Here is a 23,354-nt window from a genome sequence, read left to right as displayed (position 1 = left end):
GTAATGCCTTCAATTCGACTGGCTGATTTAGCAGAGCAGTTGGATGCAGAATTACACGGTGATGGCGATATCGTCATCACCGGCGTAGCGTCCATGCAATCTGCGCAAACTGGCAATATCACGTTCATGGTGAATCCTAAGTACCGTGAACACTTAGGCGTATGCCAGGCTTCTGCCGTAGTAATGACGCAGGACGATCTTCCTTTTGCTAAAAGTGCCGCGTTGGTAGTGAAGAATCCCTATCTGACCTATGCACGTATGGCGCAAATTCTAGATACCACGCCTCAGCCTGCACAGAACATTGCACCGAGTGCAGTGATCGATGCAACGGCGAAGCTGGGTAATAATGTCTCTGTGGGCGCAAATGCGGTCATTGAGTCTGGCGTAGAACTGGGTGATAACGTCGTTATCGGCGCAGGCTGCTTCGTCGGAAAAAATACTAAAATCGGTGCAGGTTCACGCTTGTGGGCGAATGTGACGATTTACCACGACATTCAGATCGGTGAGAATTGCCTGATCCAGTCAAGCACTGTCGTTGGATCTGATGGATTTGGTTACGCGAACGATCGCGGTAACTGGGTAAAGATCCCGCAGCTTGGTCGCGTGATTATCGGCGATCGCGTCGAGATCGGCGCTTGTACCACCATTGACCGTGGTGCTCTGGACGATACTGTGATCGGTAATGGTGTTATCATTGATAACCAGTGCCAGATTGCGCATAACGTTGTGATTGGCGACAATACGGCAGTAGCCGGTGGCGTCATTATGGCGGGTAGCCTGAAGATTGGCCGTTACTGCATGATTGGCGGCGCCAGCGTGATCAATGGGCATATGGAAATATGCGACAAAGTCACGGTGACTGGCATGGGTATGGTGATGCGTCCTATCACCGAACCTGGCGTCTATTCCTCAGGCATTCCGCTACAACCCAATAAGGTATGGCGTAAAACAGCTGCACTGGTGATGAATATTGATGATATGAGCAAGCGCCTCAAAGCGATTGAGCGCAAGGTTAATCAACAAGACTAAAGCACCGTTTTTGCATGTCTGACTTTTCGGCCTGTCCCATTCATACGATTGCGACAGGCCGTGTTATTATTGCCTTTTAGTATATTTTGACAGGAAGAGTATTTTGACTACTAACACTCATACTCTGCATATTGAAGAGATTTTAGAACTTCTGCCGCACCGTTTTCCGTTTCTGCTGGTTGATCGCGTGCTGGATTTTGAAGAAGGTCGTTTTCTGCGCGCAGTGAAAAATGTATCCGTTAACGAGCCTTTCTTTCAGGGCCACTTCCCGGGTAAACCTATTTTCCCTGGCGTATTGATTCTGGAAGCGATGGCACAGGCTACCGGTATCCTTGCGTTTAAAAGCGTAGGAAAACTGGAACCAGGCGAACTGTATTATTTCGCGGGTATTGACGAAGCACGCTTTAAGCGTCCTGTCGTGCCTGGCGATCAGATGATCATGGAAGTGACTTTCGAGAAAACGCGCCGTGGCCTGACCCGTTTTAAAGGGGTTGCGCTGGTCGACGGTAAAGTTGTGTGCGAAGCAACGATGATGTGTGCCCGTAGCCGGGAGGCCTGATACGTGATTGATAAATCCGCCTTTATTCACCCGACCGCCATTGTAGAAGAGGGCGCCAGCATTGGTGCCAATGCTCACATTGGCCCATTTTGTATTGTTGGACCCCATGTTGAAATTGGTGAGGGTACCGTACTGAAGTCTCATGTTGTCGTGAATGGCCATACAAAAATTGGTCGCGATAACGAGATCTATCAGTTTGCCTCCATCGGTGAAGTTAACCAGGATCTTAAATATGCTGGCGAACCGACCCGTGTGGAAATTGGCGATCGCAACCGCATCCGCGAAAGCGTCACCATTCATCGTGGCACAGTGCAGGGCGGTGGAGTGACGAAGGTGGGCAGCGATAACTTACTGATGATTAATGCGCATGTCGCGCATGATTGTACGGTAGGAAACCGCTGTATTCTGGCGAATAACGCCACGCTTGCCGGACATGTTTCGCTGGATGATTTTGTTATCATCGGCGGCATGACTGCGGTGCATCAGTTCTGCATCATCGGTGCTCATGTGATGGTTGGCGGCTGTTCTGGTGTAGCCCAGGACGTGCCTCCGTACGTTATCGCCCAGGGCAACCACGCGACGCCGTTTGGCGTCAATATCGAAGGTCTGAAGCGTCGTGGATTCACCCGCGAAGCGATTACCGCGATTCGTAACGCCTACAAAGCGTTGTACCGTAGTGGTAAAACGCTGGAAGAAGTGAAACCAGAAATCGCGGAACTGGCGAAACAGTACCCCGAAGTTCAGGCTTTCAGCGACTTCTTTGAGCGCTCAACGCGTGGCCTGATTCGTTAATGACTGAACAGCGTCCTTTAACGATTGCCCTCGTCGCCGGAGAAACCTCCGGCGATATTCTTGGTGCAGGGTTAATCCGTGCACTCAAGGCTCGCGTTCCCAATGCGCGTTTTGTTGGTGTGGCGGGTCCGCTGATGCAGGCCGAAGGCTGTGAAGCCTGGTACGAAATGGAAGAGCTGGCGGTCATGGGCATTGTTGAAGTGCTCGGACGTCTGCGCCGTTTACTGCATATTCGTGCCGACCTCACTCGCCGATTCACCGACTTAAAGCCGGATGTTTTCGTTGGCATTGATGCACCTGATTTCAACATTACCCTCGAAGGGAACTTGAAAAAACAGGGCATTAAAACCATTCATTATGTCAGTCCGTCCGTCTGGGCGTGGCGACAGAAACGCGTTTTCAAAATAGGCAGATCCACCAACATGGTGCTGGCCTTTCTGCCTTTCGAAAAAGCGTTTTATGACAAATTTAACGTCCCGTGCCGCTTTATCGGTCATACCATGGCGGATGCCATGCCGTTGGACCCGGATAAAAACGCGGCACGTGATATTCTGGGTATTCCTCATGACGCTCACTGCCTGGCGCTACTGCCAGGAAGCCGTGGTGCAGAAGTGGAGATGCTCAGCGCCGATTTTCTGAAAACGGCGCAGCTATTACGCCAGCATTATCCGGATCTCGAAGTGGTGGTGCCGTTGGTGAATGCCAAACGTCGCGAGCAGTTTGAACGCATTAAAGCGGAAGTTGCACCGGAGCTTTCCGTACATCTGCTCAATGGTATGGGACGTGAAGCAATGGTGGCCAGCGACGCCGCACTGCTGGCTTCAGGTACCGCCGCGCTGGAATGTATGCTGGCAAAATGCCCGATGGTGGTTGGCTACCGTATGAAACCCTTCACCTTCTGGCTGGCGAAGCGTCTGGTGAAGACTGATTACGTTTCGCTACCTAACCTGTTGGCGGGAAGAGAACTGGTTAAAGAGCTGTTGCAGGAAGAGTGTGAACCGCAGGCGCTGTCGCAAGCGCTGTTGCCGTTGCTGGCGAAGGGTAAAACCAGCCATGCGATGCACGACACATTCCGTGAACTGCACCAGCAGATCCGTTGCAATGCTGATGAGCAGGCAGCGGATGCGGTCCTGGAGTTAGCGCAATGATTGAATTTGTGTATCCGCATACGCATTTAGTGGCGGGTGTGGATGAAGTCGGACGCGGCCCTTTAGTCGGCGCGGTCGTCACTGCTGCCGTCATTCTGGATCCGGCTCGCCCTATTATCGGTCTTAACGACTCAAAAAAACTGTCAGAAAAACGTCGCCTGGCGCTATTTGATGAAATTAAAGAAAAGGCGTTAAGCTGGAGCCTGGGTCGGGCGGAACCGCATGAAATCGACGAACTGAACATTTTGCATGCTACCATGCTGGCCATGCAGCGTGCGGTTGCGGGTCTGCATATTGCGCCCGAATACGTGCTGATTGACGGCAATCGTTGCCCGGCATTACCGGTACCGTCGATGGCGGTGGTCAAAGGTGATAGCCGTGTGGCGGAGATCAGCGCTGCATCGATTCTGGCAAAAGTGACCCGTGACGCTGAAATGGCGGCGCTGGATACGGTTTTTCCACAGTATGGTTTTGCGCAGCACAAAGGTTATCCAACCGCATTTCATCTGGAAAAATTGGCACTGCATGGTGCGACTGAGCACCATCGCCGCAGCTTTGGCCCCGTCAAACGCGCACTGGGACTCTCGTCCTGATTCTTGTGTCGAAGGAATCTGAAGATGTCTGAACCACGTTTCGTCCACCTACGGGTGCACAGCGACTACTCCATGATCGATGGGCTGGCGAAAACCGGACCGCTGGTAAAAAAGGCGGCCGCGTTAGGCATGCCTGCGCTGGCGATCACCGATTTTACCAACCTGTGTGGTCTGGTGAAGTTTTACGGAGCGGGCCATGGCGCGGGTATCAAGCCGATAGTTGGCGCAGATTTTCATGTCCGCAGTGAGCTGTTGGGCGATGAACTCACGCAGCTTACCGTGCTGGCCGCAAATAATACCGGCTATCAGAACCTGACGTTGTTGATTTCGAAAGCCTATCAGCGCGGCTATGGCGCAGAAGGACCGGTTATCGACCGGGACTGGTTGGTCGAGTTAAAAGAAGGTTTGATTTTGCTCTCCGGCGGTCGCATGGGCGATGTCGGACGAAGTCTGCTGCGCGGCAATAACGCACTGGTTGACGAGTGCGTGGCGTTTTACGAAGAACATTTTCCCAATTGCTATTTCCTCGAACTGATTCGCACCGGCAGGCAAGATGAAGAAAATTATCTGCACGCAGCCGTAGCACTGGCCGAAACGCGTGGTCTACCGGTGGTGGCGACTAACGATGTCCGCTTCCTTGAAACCGGAGATTTCGATGCGCATGAAATCCGCGTAGCGATCCACGACGGCTTTACCCTTGATGACCCGAAACGCCCGCGTAACTATTCGCCGCAGCAGTACATGCGCAGCGAAGATGAGATGTGCGAGCTGTTCTCCGATATTCCGGAAGCACTGCAAAACACCGTCGAGATAGCTAAACGCTGCAACGTGACGGTGCGTCTGGGCGAATATTTCCTGCCGCAGTTCCCGACCGGCGATATGACCACCGAAGATTTCCTTGTGGCGAAATCACGCGAAGGGCTGGAAGAACGTCTCGAATTTTTGTTCCCTGACCCTGAAGTTCGTGCGCAGAAGCGCCCACCTTACGATGAACGTCTGGAAGTTGAACTTAAAGTTATCAACCAGATGGGATTCCCGGGCTACTTCCTGATCGTTATGGAATTTATCCAGTGGTCGAAAGATAACGGCGTACCGGTCGGCCCGGGACGTGGTTCCGGTGCTGGCTCACTTGTTGCCTATGCGCTGAAAATTACCGATCTCGACCCGCTGGAATTTGACCTGCTGTTCGAACGTTTCCTTAACCCGGAACGTGTCTCAATGCCCGACTTCGACGTTGACTTCTGTATGGAGAAACGCGACCAGGTCATCGAGCACGTGGCGGAAATGTACGGTCGTGATGCGGTTTCGCAGATTATTACCTTCGGTACGATGGCAGCAAAAGCGGTTATCCGCGACGTGGGCCGCGTACTGGGGCATCCGTACGGCTTCGTTGACCGTATTTCGAAGCTAGTACCGCCCGATCCGGGCATGACGCTGGCAAAAGCCTTTGAAGCCGAACCCCAACTGCCGGAAATCTATGAGGCAGATGAAGAGGTTAAAGCGCTGATCGATATGGCGCGTAAGCTGGAAGGCGTCACGCGTAACGCCGGTAAGCACGCCGGTGGTGTGGTTATCGCACCGACCAAAATTACTGATTTTGCTCCGCTGTACTGCGATGAACAGGGGCTGCACCCGGTTACTCAGTTTGATAAGAACGATGTGGAATATGCTGGTCTTGTGAAGTTCGACTTCCTCGGCCTGCGTACGCTCACCATCATCAACTGGGCGCTGGAAATGATCAACGCGCGCCGTGAAAAGAACGGTGAGCCACCGCTAGATATTGCGGCTATCCCGCTGGATGACAAGAAAAGCTTCGATATGCTGCAACGCTCGGAGACCACGGCGGTCTTCCAGCTTGAATCCCGCGGCATGAAAGACCTGATCAAACGTCTGCAGCCTGACTGCTTCGAAGATATGATCGCACTGGTGGCTCTGTTCCGCCCTGGCCCGCTACAGTCGGGAATGGTAGATAACTTTATCGACCGTAAGCATGGTCGCGAAGAGATTTCCTATCCGGATGTACAATGGCAGCATGAGTGTCTGAAACCGGTACTGGAGCCGACCTACGGCATTATCCTGTATCAGGAACAGGTTATGCAGATTGCCCAGGAGTTGTCCGGGTACACCCTTGGCGGCGCGGATATGCTGCGTCGTGCGATGGGTAAGAAAAAGCCGGAAGAGATGGCCAAGCAGCGCGGCACCTTTGAAGAAGGGGCGAAAAAGCGCGGCGTAGACGGCGAACTGGCGATGAAAATCTTTGACCTGGTGGAGAAATTCGCCGGTTACGGATTTAACAAATCGCACTCCGCTGCCTATGCGCTGGTTTCTTACCAGACTCTGTGGCTGAAGGCGCATTATCCTGCCGAGTTTATGGCGGCGGTAATGACCGCCGATATGGATAACACCGAGAAAGTCGTCGGACTGGTGGATGAATGCTGGCGCATGGGGCTCAAAATCCTGCCGCCGGATATCAACTCCGGGCTTTACCATTTTCACGTGAATGATGATGGCGAGATTGTTTATGGCATCGGCGCGATAAAAGGCGTGGGTGAAGGGCCAATTGAAGCTATTATTGAGGCGCGTAACGAAGGCGGCTACTTCCGTGAGCTGTTTGATCTCTGCGCGCGCACGGATATCAAAAAACTTAACCGCCGGGTGCTGGAAAAGCTAATCATGTCCGGGGCGTTTGATCGCCTTGGCCCGCATCGTGCGGCGTTGATGAATTCGCTCAACGACGCACTAAAAGCCGCCGATCAGCATGCAAAAGCCGAAGCTATTGGTCAGGCCGATATGTTTGGCGTGCTGGCGGAAGAACCGGAGCAAATTGAACAATCCTATGCCAGCTGCCAACCGTGGCCGGAGCAGGTGGTATTAGACGGTGAGCGTGAAACGTTGGGGCTTTACCTGACGGGACACCCCATCAACCAGTATTTAAAAGAAATTGAGCGCTATGTCGGAGGCTACAGGCTGAAAGACATGCATCCGACAGAACGTGGTAAAGTCACCACGGCTGCGGGGCTCGTCATTGCTGCGCGGGTAATGGTCACCAAGCGCGGCAATCGTATCGGCATCTGTACACTGGATGACCGTTCCGGACGTCTGGAGGTTATGTTGTTTACCGATGCTCTGGATAAATACCAGCAATTGCTGGAAAAAGACCGCATACTTATCGTCAGCGGACAGGTCAGCTTTGATGACTTCAGTGGCGGGCTTAAAATGATGGCCCGTGAAGTCATGGATATTGACGAAGCCCGGGAAAAATATGCTCGCGGGCTTGCTATCTCGCTGACGGACAGGCAAATTGATGACCAGCTTTTAAACCGACTCCGTCAGTCTCTGGAACCCCACCGCTCGGGGACAATTCCAGTACATCTCTACTATCAGAGGGCGGATGCACGTGCGCGGTTGCGTTTTGGCGCGACGTGGCGTGTCTCTCCGAGCGATCGTTTGCTAAACGATCTCCGTGGCCTTATTGGTTCGGAGCAGGTGGAACTGGAGTTTGACTAATACAGGAATACTATGAGTCTGAATTTCCTTGATTTTGAACAGCCGATTGCAGAGCTGGAAGCAAAAATCGATTCTTTGACTGCGGTTAGCCGTCAGGATGAGAAACTGGATATTAACATCGATGAAGAAGTGCATCGTCTGCGTGAAAAAAGCGTAGAACTGACGCGTAAAATCTTCGCCGATCTTGGCGCATGGCAGGTAGCCCAACTGGCGCGCCATCCACAGCGTCCGTACACCCTGGATTATGTCCGCCTGGCGTTTGATGAATTTGATGAGCTGGCGGGCGATCGAGCCTATGCGGATGATAAAGCTATTGTCGGCGGTATCGCGCGTCTGGATGGCCGTCCGGTGATGATCATTGGTCATCAGAAAGGCCGTGAGACCAAAGAAAAGATTCGCCGTAATTTCGGCATGCCAGCGCCGGAAGGCTATCGCAAAGCGCTGCGCCTGATGGAAATGGCCGAGCGCTTCAACATGCCGATCATTACCTTCATCGACACCCCAGGGGCTTACCCGGGCGTGGGCGCGGAAGAACGTGGTCAGTCAGAAGCGATTGCGCGCAACCTGCGTGAAATGTCGCGTCTGAGCGTGCCGGTAATCTGCACCGTTATCGGTGAAGGTGGTTCCGGCGGCGCGCTGGCTATCGGTGTGGGCGATAAAGTTAATATGCTGCAGTACAGCACCTATTCCGTTATCTCCCCGGAAGGTTGTGCTTCCATTCTGTGGAAAAGCGCCGACAAAGCGCCGCTGGCCGCAGAAGCAATGGGAATTATCGCGCCGCGTCTGAAAGAGCTGAAGCTGATTGACTCTATCATCCCGGAACCGCTGGGCGGCGCGCACCGCAACCCTGAAGTAATGGCTGCGTCCCTGAAGGCACAGCTGCTGGCCGATCTCGCCGATCTCGACGTGTTAAGCAAAGATGATCTGAAAAACCGTCGTTACCAGCGTCTGATGAGCTACGGTTACGCGTAAACTGCATTAATTCTGAAAAGGGCCACAATGCTGTGGCCCTTTTTTTTACCTGTGGTTTGGCCAGGCTATGATTAACTAAGGTTTTTCCAGGAGGAACGCATGAATATCATTGCCATCATGGGACCGCATGGCGTCTTTTATAAAGATGAGCCCATCAAGGAACTTGAACGTGCGCTGCAGCAGCAGGGGTTTCAGATTATCTGGCCGCAGAATAGCGTCGACCTGCTGAAGTTTATCGAACATAACCCGCGAATTTGCGGCGTCATTTTTGACTGGGATGAATACAGTCTGGAACTGTGCAGCGACATCAACCAGCTCAACGAGTATCTCCCGCTCTACGCCTTTATTAATACCCATTCGACGATGGATGTCAGTGCGCACGACCTGCGCATGGCGCTGTGGTTTTTTGAGTATGCGCTGGGTCAGTCTGAAGACATTGCCACCCGCATCCGCCAGTACACCAGCGAATACCTCGATAACATCACGCCTCCTTTCACCAAAGCGCTGTTTACCTATGTGAAGGAAGGGAAGTATACCTTCTGCACGCCTGGGCACATGGCGGGAACGGCGTACCAGAAAAGTCCGGTCGGCTGCCTGTTCTATGATTTCTTTGGCGGTAATACGCTGAAAGCCGACGTGTCCATTTCCGTAACCGAACTGGGCTCATTGCTTGATCATACCGGTCCGCACCTGGAAGCGGAGGAGTATATCGCGCGTACTTTTGGTGCCGAGCAGAGCTATATGGTGACCAACGGCACCTCGACATCGAACAAGATTGTCGGTATGTATGCTGCACCTGCAGGCAGTACGCTCCTGATTGACCGCAACTGCCATAAGTCACTGGCGCATTTGCTGATGATGAGTGATGTGGTGCCCATCTGGCTAAAACCTACGCGTAACGCGCTGGGGATCCTCGGCGGTATACCCCGTCGGGAATTTACCCACGCAAGCATTGAACGCAAAGTTGAGGAAACCAATCAGGCGCAATGGCCGGTCCACGCGGTGATCACCAACTCCACCTATGATGGCCTGTTGTATAACACCAACTGGATCAAACAAACGCTGGATGTGCCCTCCATCCATTTTGATTCAGCCTGGGTGCCGTATACCCATTTTCATCCGATCTATCAGGGGAAAAGCGGGATGAGCGGCGAACGGGTACCGGGAAAAGTGATTTTTGAAACCCAGTCCACCCACAAGATGCTGGCGGCGTTGTCACAGGCTTCGCTGATCCACATTAAGGGCGACTATGATGAAGACACGTTCAACGAAGCCTTTATGATGCACACCTCTACGTCTCCGAGCTATCCGATAGTGGCGTCGATAGAAACGGCGGCGGCAATGCTGCGTGGCAATTCAGGCAAGCGGTTAATCAATCGTTCGGTGGAACGGGCGCTGCATTTCCGTAAAGAAGTGCAACGTCTGCGTGAAGAGTCGGATGGCTGGTTCTTTGATATCTGGCAGCCGGAAAAGGTAGATGAAGCAGAATGTTGGCCGGTAGCGCCAGGTGAAGACTGGCACGGATTTGTTGATGCTGATGCCGACCACATGTTCCTTGACCCGGTGAAGGTCACGATTTTGACGCCGGGAATGGATGAACAGGGAAATATGAGTGAAGAGGGGATCCCCGCGGCGCTGGTGGCGAAATTCCTTGATGAACGCGGTGTCGTAGTCGAGAAGACGGGACCGTATAACCTGTTGTTCCTGTTCAGCATTGGTATTGATAAAACCCGGGCGATGGGGCTGCTACGTGGCCTGACGGAATTTAAGCGCTCGTACGATCTGAATTTACGTGTGAAAAATATGCTGCCGGATCTATATGCTGAAGATCCCGATTTCTATCGCAATATGCGTATTCAGGATCTGGCGCAGGGGATCCATCAGTTGATCCGCCAGCATGATCTCTCCGGGTTGATGCTGCGGGCATTTGATACCTTGCCGGAAATGAAAATGACGCCGCACCAGGCCTGGCAGCGGCAGATCAAAGGTGAGGTCGAAACGGTAGCACTTGATCAACTGGTGGGGCGCGTTTCTGCCAATATGATCCTGCCTTATCCTCCCGGTGTGCCGCTTTTGATGCCCGGGGAAATGATCACTGCCAAAAGCCGGGCTGTCCTCGATTTTCTTCTGATGCTGTGCTCGGTAGGGCAGCGCTACCCTGGATTTGAAACCGATATCCATGGCGCTAAACTGGGTGAGGATGGCCTGTATCGCGTGAGAGTCTTAAAAATGGCATAACGACTTGCCTGACCCCAAGACGTTCGAGTAACGTTCTGACAGAAAAATGAAAGAGGCGATGACGCTATGCTGGGATTAAAACAGGTTCACCATATTGCCATTATTGCGACTGACTACGCGGCGAGTAAGGCATTTTACTGCGATGTGCTTGGCTTTACACTGATGAGCGAAGCCTATCGGGAAGAGAGAGACTCGTGGAAAGGCGATCTGGCATTGAACGGCCAGTATGTGATTGAGCTTTTTTCTTTCCCGTTTCCACCTTGCCGTCCGAGCCGACCGGAAGCCTGTGGTTTGCGTCATCTGGCGTTCAGCGTAGATGACGTGGAAAAGGCGATAATTCATCTGGAAAGCCATGATGTGAAATGCGAGCCGGTACGAATCGATCCGTTTACCGGCAAACGTTTTACGTTTTTTAACGATCCGGACGGATTACCCCTCGAACTGTACGAGCTGTAAGGCTTGTCATTGTGGCGTTAGCCCGGTAACGTGCCGGGCAATGCCATTGTAAGTAACCATCATGACGACACTCACGCTGAACACTTCGCTGCTGAATTCTCAATCGATTCTGGTCGCCTTTAGCGGCGGGCTGGATTCCACCGTATTGCTGCATCAGTTGGTGCAGTGGCGAGCGCTGCATCCTGATGTTGCTTTACGCGCAATCCACATTCATCACGGATTAAGCCCACACGCAGACAGTTGGGTACAGCATTGTGAGTCGGTATGCGCGCAGTGGCAGGTGCCGCTGGTGGTTGAGCGGGTATACCTTGAGGATGATGGTCTGGGCATCGAAGCCCAGGCGCGACGCGCGCGCTATCAGGCGTTTGCGCAGACCTTACTACCGGGCGAGGTGCTGATGACCGCACAGCATCTCGATGACCAGTGTGAAACCTTTCTGCTGGCGCTTAAACGCGGCAGTGGTCCTGCCGGACTTTCCGCCATGGGGGAAAGCTCTCCGTTTGCCGGAACCCAGCTGATTCGACCGCTGCTGGCGCAAACGCGAGAGGCGCTTGAAGCATGGGCACAGCAGCATGAATTATGCTGGATTGAAGATGAAAGTAATCAGGATGATACCTACGATCGCAATTTCCTCAGATTGCGCGTTACCCCATTGCTCCAACAGCGCTGGCCGCACTTCGCGCAAGCCGTTGCCCGCAGCGCTGCGCTGTGCGCTGAGCAGGAGAGTTTACTGGATGAACTGCTGGCCAGCGATTTAGCCGATTGCATCACACCCCGCGGAACACTGTTACTGACGCCATTAATGATGATGAGTGGCGTGCGTCGTGCCGCGCTGCTTCGTCGCTGGCTGGCGGGGTTAAATGCGCCGATGCCTTCCCGTGATGGGCTGGAACGTATCTGGCAGGAAGTGGCGCTGGCGCGGGAAGATGCGTCACCAAGTTTTCGCCTCGGTGAGTACGAGGTCCGTCGTTATCAGTCACAGCTGTGGTGGGTGAAGTCAGTCGATGGGCAAAGCGAAACTGTTATCCCGTGGTTAGAGTGGAAAACACCGTTGACGCTGCCTACCGGATTGGGTTCGGTTCAGTTAATCTCTGCGGGTGATTTGCGCTTGCCACAAGCGGATGAAGTCGTCAGTATCCGTTTTAAAGCGCCAGGGTTATTGCATATTGTCGGGCGTAACGGCGGACGGAAATTAAAGAAAATCTGGCAGGAGCAGGGGATCCCGCCCTGGCGACGAGATACCACACCGCTGCTGTTTTACGGCGAAACGTTGATTTCGGCTGCGGGTGTTTTCGTGACGCGTGAGGGGACGGCAGAAGGTGAAGAAGGCGTAAGTCTGGTATGGCATGCCTGATGGCGCTGCGCTTATCAGGCCTACGTTTCACATGGAAAGTAGGCCGGATAAGGCGAAAAAAGTTAAGATTCGCTGACCACCACGGTACCGATCTGCGGGTGGCTGAAGCTGGCAATTTTGTCGAGACGAAGCTCCCGGGTTTCACCTGCGACATCTGCGACCAGATACTCCACGTTTTTGCGTGAAACCAAGTCGTTCGCTTTCGCCTGCAAAACTTCGCCATCTTTTAGCGCCAGCGTCAGTAACAAATGGTGCTGGCAGGCGAGTTCAAGATTGTCGTAATCATCGCAGTTGATGGGTTGATACGTTTCATTCATTGACATAATCGCTCACCAGTAAGTTCGCGGCAGCATACGCCGCTTTTTCCCTGACCGACTCTGGAAGGGCGCTGTCTGCCGCCACTTCATTAAGCACCTTCAATACGCAACCCAGCGCATCCGGGATATACCCTAAGTCTCCGCTGGCGATTTCCGCGTACCGCTTGCGTATTAACTCACAATATTTTTCCACATGCCCTCCTGTCAGCACTCTGACTTAACCGTGGATGCAAGTCTAAGCCTACGAAGATAAACTCTGTTTAGCAAGGTGACTATACCATACTCATTCAAGCAATATCAGCGCCTTGATAGTGGAGCAGTTAGCAGCCTTTTGCCGCAGTTTTCGCTACAATGTGCGCCTGATTCGAAAGGAGTTCTCTCATGGCGCTTAAAGCGACAATTTATAAAGCCGTCGTCAACGTAGCGGATCTTGACCGCAACCAGTTCCTTGACGCGGCCTTGACGCTGGCGCGTCACCCCTCTGAAACCCAGGAGCGCATGATGTTGCGCCTGCTGGCCTGGATCAAATATGCCGATGAACGGCTGCAGTTCACGCGTGGCCTGAGTGCGGAAGACGAGCCTGAAGCATGGCTGCGTAATGACCATCTGGGTATCGATCTCTGGATTGAGCTGGGTCTGCCGGATGAGCGCCGTATTAAAAAAGCCTGTACCCAGTCTGGAGAGGTTGCCCTGTTTGCTTACAACAGCCGTGCGGCTCAGATCTGGTGGCAGCAAAATCAGAACAAGTGCGCGCAGTTTAAAAATCTGACCGTGTGGTATCTGGATGATGAACAACTGGCGCAACTGAGTGATTTTGCAGGTCGTACAATGGCGCTGCAGGCAACTATCCAGGACGGTGCTATCTGGCTGTCTGACTCTCAGAACAATCTGGAAATTCATCTGACCGCGTGGCAGCCGCGTTCATGATTGTTATCTCCCGAAACGTCTCTATCCCTGATAATGAGCTGGAAATCACGGCGATTCGGGCGCAGGGCGCGGGCGGTCAGCACGTTAACAAGACCTCGACGGCTATCCATTTGCGCTTTGACATTCGGGCCTCTGGCCTGCCAGAGTATTACAAGGAACGTTTGCTTGCCGCCAGCCATCATCTGATTAGCGGTGATGGCGTTATTATCATTAAGGCGCAGGAATACCGTAGCCAGGAACTTAATCGGGAAGCGGCAATCTCCCGGCTGGTAGCGGTGATAAAAGAATTAACCGCAGTGCAAAAAAGCCGACAGGCAACTCGCCCTACACGCGCCTCGAAAGAGCGCAGGTTGTCATCGAAGGCGCAAAAATCCACAGTGAAAGCACTGCGTGGGAGAGTTCGTCGAACGCAAGACTGACGAGCGGGAATAAAAATTTATAAGGAATTGATAGTGAAAACAGCAATATTGTCCGTAGTCGCTGCATGCACGCTTTTTTCCTTGATCGGCTGTAATAACCGTACTGAAGTTGAAGTACTACAGCCGACGCGGGCGGCAGAATTAAAACCGATGCAGCAAAGCTGGCGTGGCATCTTACCTTGCGCGGACTGTGAAGGGATTGAAACCTCTCTGTTTCTGGAAAAAGACGGTACATGGGTGATGAACGAACGTTATCAGGGCGTGCGGGATGAACCGTCTTCGTTTGCCTCTTATGGCACATGGGCGCGCACTGCCGACAAGCTGGTGCTGACCGACAGCAAAGGTGAAAAGTCGTACTACCGGGCTAAAGGCGAGGCGCTGGAAATGCTCGATCGTGAAGGTAACCCGATTGAGTCACAGTTTAACTACACGCTCCAGCCGGTTTCCGCCAGCTTACCGGTGACGCCAATGCCGATGCGAGGCATGTATTTCTATATGGCTGACGCGGCAATCTTTACCGACTGCGCAACGGGTAAACGGATGCCGGTGGCGAATAATGCTCAGCTTGAACGTGACTATTTAGCTGCGCGTGCGGAAAATGGACAGTCCGTATTGCTGACGCTTGAGGCGCATTTCACGCTGGAGTCAAACCCGGATACGGGTGAGAAAGTGAAAACGTTGATGGCGGATAAAGACGCGAAATTTATCCCCGGTAAAGCGTGTAATTAATCGATAGAAAAAAGGCCCTGATAATCAGGGCCTTTTTGTTGGTATTAGCCTTTAATGGCTTTGACCAGGAAGTCGACGATGTCGCCGGTTTTAATCAGCTCTTTCTCGCCGTTACGACGGTATTTGTATTCGATATCGTCGTTGTCGAGGTTACGGTCGCCCAGCACGATAGTGTGCGGAATACCGATCAGTTCCATATCGGCAAACATCACGCCCGGACGCTCTTTACGGTCGTCCATCAGCACTTCAATGCCGTGAGCGCGCAGCTCAGCGTACAGTTTTTCAGCCAGTTCCTGCACGCGGTAGGACTTGTGCATGTTCATCGGCAAAATCGCGACCTGGAACGGAGCAATGGCGTCTGGCCATACGATGCCGCGATCGTCATAGTTCTGTTCGATAGCAGCAGCAACCACGCGAGTGACCCCGATACCGTAGCAACCCATGGTCAGGATCTGGTTACGACCATCTTCGCCCTGTACGGCGGCTTTCATCGCTTCAGAGTACTTGGTACCCAACTGGAAGATGTGGCCGACTTCGATACCGCGTTTGATCATCAGCGTACCTTTGCCGTCCGGGCTCGGGTCGCCGGCGACCACGTTACGGATGTCTGCAACTTCCGGGGTGACTACGTCGCGATCCCAGTTGATACCGAAATAGTGTTTACCGTCGATGTTGGCACCGGCAGCGAAATCGCTCATTACTGCAACGGTACGGTCGATAACCACCGGAATCGGCATATTCACCGGACCGAGCGAGCCTGGACCTGCTTTTACCAACGCACGAATTTCTTCTTCGGTGGCAAAGGTCAGCGGGCTGGCAACCTGCGGCAGTTTTTCCGCTTTGACTTCGTTCAGCTCGTGATCGCCACGAACCAGCAGGGCGACCAGCGGGTAGCTGCTGCCTTCAACCGCTTTCACCAGCAGGGTTTTCACGGTTTTTTCGATAGGCAGGTTGAACTGCTCAACTAGTTCGGCGATGGTTTTGGCGTTCGGAGTATCAACCAGCGTCATTTCCTGAGTTGCTGCTGCGCGCGGCTCTTTCGGCGCAACGGCTTCGGCGAATTCGATGTTCGCCGCATAATCGGAGGAGTCGGAGAAGATCACATCGTCTTCGCCGCTCTGTGCCAGGACCTGGAATTCGTGAGAGGCGCTGCCGCCAATAGAACCGGTATCTGCTTGTACTGCACGGAAATCCAGCCCCATACGGCTGAAGATTTTGCTGTACGCAGCGTACATCGCATCGTAGGTTTCCTGCAGGGATTCCTGAGAGGTGTGGAAAGAGTAGGCATCTTTCATCAGGAATTCGCGGGAACGCATCACGCCGAAGCGCGGACGGACTTCGTCACGGAATTTGGTCTGGATCTGATAGAAGTTCAGCGGCAGCTGTTTGTAAGAGCTCAGCTCGTTACGGATCAGGTCGGTGATCACTTCTTCATGCGTTGGGCCGAGGACGAACGAACGATCGCCACGGTCAGCAATACGCAGCAGTTCCGGGCCGTATTGTTCCCAACGGCCACTCTCTTCCCACAGTTCAGAAGGCTGAACGACCGGCATCAACACCTCGATCGCACCGGCGTTGTTCATCTCTTCACGCACGATATTTTCGACTTTTTTCAGGACGCGCACGCCGGTCGGCAGCCAGGTATATAACCCGGAGGCCAGCTTGCGGATCATCCCGGCGCGCAGCATCAGCTGGTGGCTGATGACTTCGGCGTCGGCAGGTGTCTCCTTCAGAGTGGAGAGCAGATATTGGCTAGTACGCATGTTGTTACGGTTCCAGTTGAACGATCGAACAGGCTCAAAACGAGCCTGGCACAAAACAAAAGTGGTTTAGTTTACCAGCGAGAAAGGGATGTCAAAAGAGTACGCGACGCAAATTAGCGGGCTTCCAGAGCAAAGACCTCAAATCCTGACGGTGTGACGCGCCAGCGCACGTTAAAGTCCAGCAGCCAGACGGCGTAGGTTTTGCCTTCTTCCTCATTTTTACGGTAGGCAGGACGCGGATCCTGCGCCAGCACTTCGGTAATAAACTGACGAAGACGCGGGTAACGTTGTTCGAGCTTCAGTAGTTGCTCCGCGAGATCTTCACTGAACGTCACCTCGACGCTGGCCTGAGGTGCGTCCTGGGCATAGCTGGCGCGAGCATCAGGCAGCGATTCGGCAAACGGCAGATACGGCTTAATATCCACTACTGGCGTTCCGTCAACAAGGTCCAGTCCACCGAGTTCGAGGATTACGTGCTCTTTATGGCAGCGGATGCCCCGCAGCTCTACCAACGACATGCCAACAGGGTTAGGACGAAACGTTGAACGTGTGGCAAAGACACCCATTCTGGCGTTGCCACCAAGACGGGGAGGGCGCACGGTCGGACGCCATCCACCTTCCATTGTCTGGTGAAAAACAAAAATCACCCACAAATGACTGAAGGCTTCCAGGCCGCGAACGGCATCGGCCTGGTTATAAGGTGCGAGCAAATGCAGTTCGCCGCAGGCGCTTTTCACCAGACCTGGCTGGCGTGGAACGGCGAACTTTTCTTTATATGGTGAGCGGATAACGCCTATTTGCTCGAACTGAAAATGGCTCATTTCGCCGAAATGTTCAGTGCAGAACCGATGCAAACCGCCTGACGATAGCAACCCGGTGTTCCGCTGGTCACTTCGCAACTGTGCAGCAATACCGCATTAGCTTTCATTTTTGATGCGTTAATCTGCATGCGTTTGCGCGCGGTTGGAATGCTCGGAGGGGAATCCTGGTTGGATGCCTGGCAGGATTCACCGCTAACTTCGCCAAGATCGCGGAACGGCTTGCCTACTAAATCTTCAGCGTTAGTAATGATTCTTACCGGCGTCGCGCGCGGTGCTTTCGGTTTTTCCGGCTCCGCTTTCGGCGGGGTTGCGGTGCTTTGAACGGGTTCAACAGGGGATCTGCTTAACATAGAACAGCCGCTCAGCAAGAGTGCTACTAAACAGATCGGTAAAGCACGCATAATATTTCCTCAATGAATGATCTAAACGTCAGATATTGAATCAGGTGCTTGCATAAATGACAAGACGGGCAAGCGCCCGTCCTGATGATATTACATATTCTGTAAACAGCCTAAAATTACCAGCCCTTAACAGCACCGCCGTTAAAGACTTTGTTTGCTGCTTCGTACACTTCATCAGACTGATATGCCTGAACGAATTTCTTCACGTTCTCAGCATCTTTGTTGTCTTCACGCGTCACGATCAGGTTTACGTACGGAGAATCTTTATCTTCAACAAAGATACCGTCTTTTGCCGGGGTCAGGCCGATCTGGCTGGCGTAGGTGGTGTTGATGACCGCCAGTGCGATTTGAGCATCGTCCAGAGAACGCGGCAGCTGCGGCGCTTCCAGTTCAACCAGCTTCAGATTTTTCGGGTTTTCAATCACGTCCAGCGCGGTCGGCAGCAGGCCAACACCATCTTTCAGCTTGATTAAGCCCACTTTTTGCAGCAGCAGCAAGGAACGGCCAAGGTTAGTCGGGTCGTTTGGAATCGCGACCTGTGAACCGTCCTGCAGCTCATCCAGTGATTTGATTTTTTTGGAATAGCCCGCAATCGGGTAAACAAAAGTATTGCCTACAGCAACCAGCTTGTAACCGCGATCTTTGATCTGCTGATCCAGGTACGGTTTGTGCTGGAAGGCGTTAGCATCGATATCGCCTTTGCTCAGCGCTTCGTTAGGCAGAACGTAATCGTTAAACGTGACCAGCTCAACGTCCAGACCGTATTTTTCTTTAGCTACTTTCTGCGCGACTTCTGCAACCTGCTGCTCTGCGCCAACAATAACGCCCACTTTGATGTGATTAGGATCTTTTTCATCCTGACCGCAACCCACAAGTGCCAGAGAACCGATCAGGGCTCCAACTGCCGCAAAGGTTTTGAATTTGAACGCCATGCTTATTTCCTTTTCTTAATGAGTTTTTAGTGTTGTGTGCAACGTTATTTGTGCGTGACAGCCCGGACGATGCGATCGCCGGATAACTGAATTAAATAAACCAGAACGACGAGCAATACCAGTACTGTATTCATTACTGTAGCGTTGTAACCAATATAGCCGTACTGATAACCAATCTGTCCAAGACCACCGGCACCGACGGCACCGCCCATCGCGGAGTAACCAACCAGCGTGATAAGGGTGATGGTGGCCGCATTGACCAGTCCTGGCAGCGCTTCTGGTAGTAATACCTTACGTACAATTTGCAGCGGCGTGGCGCCCATCGCACGAGAGGCTTCTATTAGCCCGGTCGGGATTTCGAGCAGCGCGTTTTCCACCATACGGGCGATAAACGGCGCGGCGCCGACGGTCAGCGGGACGATAGCGGCCTGCAGTCCGATAGAGGTGCCTACGATCATGCGGGTGAACGGAATCATCCACACCAATAAGATGATGAACGGGATGGAACGGAAAATGTTCACCAGCGCAGAGAGCGTACGGTAGAGCTTCGCGTTCTCAATGATTTGCCCCGGACGCGTTACGTACAGCAACACGCCAACCGGCAGACCGATCACAAAACCAAAAAAACCGGACACAAAGGTCATTGCCAGCGTTTCCCATACGCCGCGAACCAGCAGCCACATCATCGGCTCAGACATAACCCAGTACCTCTACTTTTACATGGTGTTCCTGCAACCAGTTGATGGCTGCTTGTGTATCTTCCTGTGTGCCGTGCATTTCAGTCAGCATGATGCCGAATTTCACACCGCCGGCGTAATCCATCTGCGCGCTAATAATGTTGTTATTAACGTTAAAGCGACGGGCCGTCTCAGAAAGTAGCGGCGCATCGACCGAATGACCGGTGAATTCCATACGCAACATCGGCACACTGTCTGCTTCTGGCTCGGCTTTTAACCGTTCCAGATAATCTTCCGGGATATCCAGGTGCAGCGTGGACTGGATAAATTTCTGTGCCAGCGGCGTTTTCGGGTGTGAGAACACTTCGCTGACGGTGTCTTGCTCAATCAGTTCACCATTACTGATGACTGCCACGCAGTCACAAATACGTTTTACAACGTCCATCTCGTGGGTAATCAGCAGAATGGTGAGTCCCAGACGACGGTTAATGTCTTTCAATAATTCAAGAATCGAGCGGGTCGTTGCCGGATCGAGTGCGCTGGTGGCTTCATCGCACAGCAACACTTTGGGATTGCTTGCCAGCGCACGGGCGATCGCCACACGCTGTTTTTGTCCACCGGAAAGATTGGCCGGGTAGCTATCGTGCTTGTCACCAAGACCAACCAAATCCAACAGTTCTGTTACACGGCGTTTGATCTCTTCTTTTGGCGTGTTATCCAGTTCCAGCGGCAGCGCGACGTTGCCAAACACGGTGCGGGAAGAGAGCAGGTTAAAGTGTTGGAAAATCATGCCGATTTGACGGCGAGCTTTGGTCAGCTCTGACTCAGAAAGCGTCGTGAGTTCCTGACCGCCGACCTGAACGCTGCCTTCGGTTGGGCGTTCAAGTAAGTTAACGCAGCGGATGAGCGTACTTTTACCGGCACCGGAGGCGCCAATAACGCCATAAATCTGCCCGGCAGGAACATGCAGGCTGACGTTATTTAACGCCTGAATGGTGCGAGTCCCCTGCTGGAACACTTTGGTGATATTCGAAAGTTTAATCATTGGTTATTTATTATCGTAATTAAGTTAGCCGTGGCATTTTCGTCTGTCAGGTACGGTCGAAGCCGTCAACAAGATGGATGTTAAGGCATCCAGACGTCTAAATCAATCAGGCTTTGCGCGATGAGCACTTTCTTGCCCACTGAAACATGCGATACTAGAGCCACATGCCTTATTCAGGAGCTATAAAAGGTGGCAAAGTCTGTACCCGCAATTTTTCTCGACCGTGACGGTACCATTAATGTGGACCACGGTTATGTACATGAGATCGACGAGTTTGAGTTTATCGACGGCGTTATTGATGCCATGCGTGAACTTAAAAAGATGGGTTACGCGCTCATTATTGTGACGAACCAGTCTGGTATCGCGCGTGGTAAATTTACTGAGGCGCAGTTTGAAACGTTGACCGAATGGATGGACTGGTCGCTGGCCGATCGCGATGTTGAGCTGGATGGCATCTACTACTGCCCGCATCACCCACAGGGCACCGTGGAAGAGTATCGTCAGGTCTGCGACTGTCGTAAACCGCATCCTGGCATGTTTATCTCCGCCCGAGACTTCTTGCACATCGATATGGCCGCTTCTTATATGGTAGGCGACAAAATTGAAGATATGCAGGCGGCGGCAGCTGCAAATGTTGGCACGAAGGTATTGGTGCGCACAGGCAAACCCGTCACGCCGGAAGCAGAAAATGCGGCAGATTTAGTCATAAATAGTCTGGCAGACCTGCCAATGGCGATAAAAAAGCAGCAAAAGTAAGCGTTGTGGGTAAAAGGTGAGCGGTTGAAACAAAAATGCATTTTTCCGCTTGTCTTCCTGAGTCGACTCCCTATAATGCGCCTCCATCGACACGGCGGATGTGAATCACTTCACACAAACAGCCGGTTCGGTTGAAGAGAAAAACCTGAAAATGAGGGTTGACTCTGAAAGAGGAAAGCGTAATATACGCCACCTCGCGACAGAGCGCTAAAGCGCGTCGCAACTGCTCTTTAACAATTTATCAGACAATCTGTGTGGGCACTCGAAGATACGGATTCTTAACGTCGCAAGACGAAAAATGAATACCAAGTCTCTGAGTGAACATACGTAATTCATTACGAAGTTTAATTCACGAGCATCAAACTTAAATTGAAGAGTTTGATCATGGCTCAGATTGAACGCTGGCGGCAGGCCTAACACATGCAAGTCGAACGGTAGCACAGAGGAGCTTGCTCCTTGGGTGACGAGTGGCGGACGGGTGAGTAATGTCTGGGAAACTGCCCGATGGAGGGGGATAACTACTGGAAACGGTAGCTAATACCGCATAACGTCGCAAGACCAAAGAGGGGGACCTTCGGGCCTCTTGCCATCGGATGTGCCCAGATGGGATTAGCTAGTAGGTGGGGTAACGGCTCACCTAGGCGACGATCCCTAGCTGGTCTGAGAGGATGACCAGCCACACTGGAACTGAGACACGGTCCAGACTCCTACGGGAGGCAGCAGTGGGGAATATTGCACAATGGGCGCAAGCCTGATGCAGCCATGCCGCGTGTATGAAGAAGGCCTTCGGGTTGTAAAGTACTTTCAGCGAGGAGGAAGGCGTTGTGGTTAATAACCGCAGCGATTGACGTTACTCGCAGAAGAAGCACCGGCTAACTCCGTGCCAGCAGCCGCGGTAATACGGAGGGTGCAAGCGTTAATCGGAATTACTGGGCGTAAAGCGCACGCAGGCGGTCTGTCAAGTCGGATGTGAAATCCCCGGGCTCAACCTGGGAACTGCATCCGAAACTGGCAGGCTAGAGTCTTGTAGAGGGGGGTAGAATTCCAGGTGTAGCGGTGAAATGCGTAGAGATCTGGAGGAATACCGGTGGCGAAGGCGGCCCCCTGGACAAAGACTGACGCTCAGGTGCGAAAGCGTGGGGAGCAAACAGGATTAGATACCCTGGTAGTCCACGCCGTAAACGATGTCGACTTGGAGGTTGTGCCCTTGAGGCGTGGCTTCCGGAGCTAACGCGTTAAGTCGACCGCCTGGGGAGTACGGCCGCAAGGTTAAAACTCAAATGAATTGACGGGGGCCCGCACAAGCGGTGGAGCATGTGGTTTAATTCGATGCAACGCGAAGAACCTTACCTACTCTTGACATCCAGAGAACTTAGCAGAGATGCTTTGGTGCCTTCGGGAACTCTGAGACAGGTGCTGCATGGCTGTCGTCAGCTCGTGTTGTGAAATGTTGGGTTAAGTCCCGCAACGAGCGCAACCCTTATCCTTTGTTGCCAGCGGTTAGGCCGGGAACTCAAAGGAGACTGCCAGTGATAAACTGGAGGAAGGTGGGGATGACGTCAAGTCATCATGGCCCTTACGAGTAGGGCTACACACGTGCTACAATGGCATATACAAAGAGAAGCGACCTCGCGAGAGCAAGCGGACCTCATAAAGTATGTCGTAGTCCGGATTGGAGTCTGCAACTCGACTCCATGAAGTCGGAATCGCTAGTAATCGTGGATCAGAATGCCACGGTGAATACGTTCCCGGGCCTTGTACACACCGCCCGTCACACCATGGGAGTGGGTTGCAAAAGAAGTAGGTAGCTTAACCTTCGGGAGGGCGCTTACCACTTTGTGATTCATGACTGGGGTGAAGTCGTAACAAGGTAACCGTAGGGGAACCTGCGGTTGGATCACCTCCTTACCTTAAAGAAA

Annotated in this window: 22 protein-coding genes and 1 rRNA gene; 15 read left to right on the top strand and 8 right to left on the bottom strand. The window is 52.8% G+C overall.

Annotated features, from left to right (window positions below):
* Nucleotides 1-3 precede the first annotated feature (3 nt).
* From lpxD to tilS, 10 genes are all read left to right on the top strand, one after another.
* Entirely contained in the window at nt 4-1,029 is a 1,026-nt protein-coding gene (gene lpxD / locus GFB57_RS00115) for a UDP-3-O-(3-hydroxymyristoyl)glucosamine N-acyltransferase (protein WP_003018531.1), read from the top strand.
* Nucleotides 1,030-1,132: 103 nt separating this feature from the next.
* Nucleotides 1,133-1,588 (top strand): 3-hydroxyacyl-ACP dehydratase FabZ, encoded by a 456-nt coding sequence (gene fabZ, locus GFB57_RS00110; protein WP_003018528.1) that lies wholly within the window; start codon nt 1,133-1,135, stop codon nt 1,586-1,588.
* 3 nt (nt 1,589-1,591) lie between these two features.
* On the top strand, nt 1,592-2,380 hold the full coding sequence (lpxA, locus tag GFB57_RS00105) for an acyl-ACP--UDP-N-acetylglucosamine O-acyltransferase (protein WP_003018525.1): 789 nt from the start codon (nt 1,592-1,594) through the stop codon (nt 2,378-2,380).
* Nucleotides 2,380-3,528, top strand: a complete 1,149-nt coding sequence (gene lpxB, locus GFB57_RS00100; RefSeq protein WP_003018522.1) for a lipid-A-disaccharide synthase — start codon at nt 2,380-2,382, stop codon at nt 3,526-3,528. Before lpxA ends, lpxB begins: the two co-directional genes overlap by 1 nt.
* The gene (gene rnhB / locus GFB57_RS00095) at nt 3,525-4,121 is read left to right on the top strand and encodes a ribonuclease HII (protein ID WP_003018518.1); all 597 of its coding nucleotides are present in this window, start codon (nt 3,525-3,527) and stop codon (nt 4,119-4,121) included. The genes lpxB and rnhB overlap by 4 nt, the downstream gene beginning before the upstream one ends.
* Nucleotides 4,122-4,145: 24 nt before the next feature.
* Entirely contained in the window at nt 4,146-7,628 is a 3,483-nt protein-coding gene (dnaE, locus tag GFB57_RS00090; protein WP_003018516.1) for a DNA polymerase III subunit alpha, read from the top strand.
* Nucleotides 7,629-7,640: 12 nt separating this feature from the next.
* Nucleotides 7,641-8,600: an acetyl-CoA carboxylase carboxyl transferase subunit alpha gene (accA, locus tag GFB57_RS00085; protein WP_003018513.1), complete on the top strand. Its 960-nt coding sequence runs from the start codon at nt 7,641-7,643 to the stop codon at nt 8,598-8,600.
* 99 nt (nt 8,601-8,699) lie between these two features.
* A complete protein-coding gene (ldcC, locus tag GFB57_RS00080; protein WP_003018509.1) occupies nt 8,700-10,838 on the top strand; it encodes a lysine decarboxylase LdcC in 2,139 nt (712 codons plus the stop codon).
* 66 nt (nt 10,839-10,904) lie between these two features.
* The gene (locus GFB57_RS00075; protein WP_003018507.1) at nt 10,905-11,294 is read left to right on the top strand and encodes a VOC family protein; all 390 of its coding nucleotides are present in this window, start codon (nt 10,905-10,907) and stop codon (nt 11,292-11,294) included.
* A 61-nt stretch (nt 11,295-11,355) separates the two neighbouring features.
* Nucleotides 11,356-12,648 (top strand): tRNA lysidine(34) synthetase TilS, encoded by a 1,293-nt coding sequence (tilS, locus tag GFB57_RS00070; RefSeq protein ID WP_003018504.1) that lies wholly within the window; start codon nt 11,356-11,358, stop codon nt 12,646-12,648.
* A gap of 62 nt (nt 12,649-12,710) precedes the next feature.
* Here the strand turns inward: tilS and rof are convergent, their stop codons facing one another.
* Both rof and GFB57_RS00060 read right to left on the bottom strand, forming a co-directional pair.
* Nucleotides 12,711-12,971, bottom strand: a complete 261-nt coding sequence (gene rof, locus GFB57_RS00065; RefSeq protein WP_003018503.1) for a Rho-binding antiterminator — start codon at nt 12,969-12,971, stop codon at nt 12,711-12,713.
* Nucleotides 12,958-13,158, bottom strand: a complete 201-nt coding sequence (locus GFB57_RS00060) for a YaeP family protein (RefSeq protein WP_003018499.1) — start codon at nt 13,156-13,158, stop codon at nt 12,958-12,960. The genes rof and GFB57_RS00060 overlap by 14 nt, the downstream gene beginning before the upstream one ends.
* A gap of 188 nt (nt 13,159-13,346) precedes the next feature.
* Here GFB57_RS00060 and GFB57_RS00055 point away from each other — a divergent pair, with 188 nt between their 5' ends.
* The 3 genes from GFB57_RS00055 to nlpE are packed head-to-tail and all read left to right on the top strand — an operon-like array spanning nt 13,347 to nt 15,040.
* Nucleotides 13,347-13,892, top strand: coding sequence for a YaeQ family protein (locus GFB57_RS00055; protein ID WP_003018497.1), 546 nt, complete (start codon nt 13,347-13,349; stop codon nt 13,890-13,892).
* On the top strand, nt 13,889-14,311 hold the full coding sequence (gene arfB, locus GFB57_RS00050) for an alternative ribosome rescue aminoacyl-tRNA hydrolase ArfB (RefSeq protein WP_003018489.1): 423 nt from the start codon (nt 13,889-13,891) through the stop codon (nt 14,309-14,311). The genes GFB57_RS00055 and arfB overlap by 4 nt, the downstream gene beginning before the upstream one ends.
* Nucleotides 14,312-14,341: 30 nt before the next feature.
* A complete protein-coding gene (nlpE, locus tag GFB57_RS00045; protein WP_085951559.1) occupies nt 14,342-15,040 on the top strand; it encodes an envelope stress response activation lipoprotein NlpE in 699 nt (232 codons plus the stop codon).
* 44 nt (nt 15,041-15,084) lie between these two features.
* On the opposite strand, the gene proS is transcribed toward nlpE, so the two are convergent.
* The 6 genes from proS to metN form a co-directional block, all read right to left on the bottom strand.
* Nucleotides 15,085-16,803, bottom strand: a complete 1,719-nt coding sequence (gene proS / locus GFB57_RS00040) for a proline--tRNA ligase (RefSeq protein WP_003018482.1) — start codon at nt 16,801-16,803, stop codon at nt 15,085-15,087.
* 113 nt (nt 16,804-16,916) lie between these two features.
* On the bottom strand, nt 16,917-17,624 hold the full coding sequence (tsaA, locus tag GFB57_RS00035) for a tRNA (N6-threonylcarbamoyladenosine(37)-N6)-methyltransferase TrmO (RefSeq protein WP_003018479.1): 708 nt from the start codon (nt 17,622-17,624) through the stop codon (nt 16,917-16,919).
* The gene (rcsF, locus tag GFB57_RS00030; RefSeq protein ID WP_003018477.1) at nt 17,621-18,025 is read right to left on the bottom strand and encodes an Rcs stress response system protein RcsF; all 405 of its coding nucleotides are present in this window, start codon (nt 18,023-18,025) and stop codon (nt 17,621-17,623) included. Before rcsF ends, tsaA begins: the two co-directional genes overlap by 4 nt.
* 116 nt (nt 18,026-18,141) lie before the next feature.
* Nucleotides 18,142-18,957 carry a methionine ABC transporter substrate-binding lipoprotein MetQ gene (gene metQ / locus GFB57_RS00025; protein ID WP_003018474.1) on the bottom strand — a complete coding sequence of 272 codons (816 nt, stop codon included), beginning with the start codon at nt 18,955-18,957 and terminating at the stop codon, nt 18,142-18,144.
* Between the two features lie 44 nt (nt 18,958-19,001).
* Complete coding sequence (locus tag GFB57_RS00020; protein ID WP_003018471.1) at nt 19,002-19,655, bottom strand: methionine ABC transporter permease MetI; 654 nt, start codon at nt 19,653-19,655, stop codon at nt 19,002-19,004.
* Nucleotides 19,648-20,679: a methionine ABC transporter ATP-binding protein MetN gene (gene metN / locus GFB57_RS00015; protein WP_003018468.1), complete on the bottom strand. Its 1,032-nt coding sequence runs from the start codon at nt 20,677-20,679 to the stop codon at nt 19,648-19,650. Before metN ends, GFB57_RS00020 begins: the two co-directional genes overlap by 8 nt.
* A gap of 189 nt (nt 20,680-20,868) precedes the next feature.
* On the opposite strand from metN, the gene gmhB reads away from it, so the two are divergent.
* Together gmhB and GFB57_RS00005 are read left to right on the top strand one after the other, a co-directional pair.
* Nucleotides 20,869-21,435, top strand: coding sequence for a D-glycero-beta-D-manno-heptose 1,7-bisphosphate 7-phosphatase (gene gmhB, locus GFB57_RS00010; RefSeq protein WP_003829138.1), 567 nt, complete (start codon nt 20,869-20,871; stop codon nt 21,433-21,435).
* 366 nt (nt 21,436-21,801) lie between these two features.
* Nucleotides 21,802-23,343, top strand: a 16S ribosomal RNA gene (locus tag GFB57_RS00005).
* Nucleotides 23,344-23,354: the final 11 nt, after the last annotated feature.

Origin of the sequence: Citrobacter sp. S39 (genome assembly GCF_009495675.1) — a bacterium.
Lineage (GTDB): Bacteria > Pseudomonadota > Gammaproteobacteria > Enterobacterales > Enterobacteriaceae > Citrobacter > Citrobacter freundii.
Note: the sequence above shows the minus strand (reverse complement) of the source record. Positions and strands in the feature narration are given on the sequence as shown.